This is a genomic window from Halomonas sp. SIMBA_159 (assembly GCF_046536035.1).
Classification (GTDB): domain Bacteria; phylum Pseudomonadota; class Gammaproteobacteria; order Pseudomonadales; family Halomonadaceae; genus Vreelandella; species Vreelandella venusta_A.
The window spans coordinates 1-626 of the sequence record NZ_JAWJBT010000067.1; the positions used below are offsets into that span (position 1 = coordinate 1).

Annotated in this window: 1 protein-coding gene; it reads left to right on the plus strand. The window is 33.2% G+C overall.

Going from position 1 to position 626, the window contains the following annotated elements; genetic code table 11:
* On the plus strand, positions 1–554 hold a 554-nt coding region (locus R0J87_RS18355; RefSeq protein ID WP_498887961.1), incomplete at its 5' end, for a hypothetical protein.
* Between the last annotated feature and the right edge of the window lie 72 nt (positions 555–626).

The window sequence follows — 626 nt, forward strand, 5'->3', positions numbered from 1 at the left end:
CTAAGGATTTATTGAATTACTTAATGTCTATTAATATTGAAGACGAAGAGGTAAAAGATGAACCTTCAAGGGTAGAGAAAAGCGAAGAAGTAGTGCTATTTTCTGTCGATTATTTGTTTAGTCAAAGGGATCTGGATGAGTTATTGTCTTTCTTTGAAGAAGAAGACATTAAAATTGAAGTTACGGTAAGAGAACGGTCTGCTTTTGAAAGAGGTGCTGAAGATTACCATGAGAACATAGTTATTGCTTTCTTTACCGGAGTTGGGCAAGCGGTTGGGGAGAAAATAATGAGTGCTTTATTCAGCAGATATGATGAAGTTCACAGTCCGAGATTTAATGAAGTTAAATCAAAGGAAGTTATTCGATACATCTCTGAAGAAACGGGTATTAACATACATGATTTAAATATTGTTTCTACCAAAATAAGCCAAGAAGACGATAGAATTACGGAAATAAAATTGACGAGTCGCTACAAAGACATTTTTGTCTCTTATAACAAAGCGACTAAGGATATAAGTTATGAAGTATTCTCAAAATTTCAAACTGGTATCTAAAAGCATCTAATCTTAAGCTGCAGAATTCTCTCTTTTAACTGAAGCGAGAATTCTGTTTTAAATACTTGATAT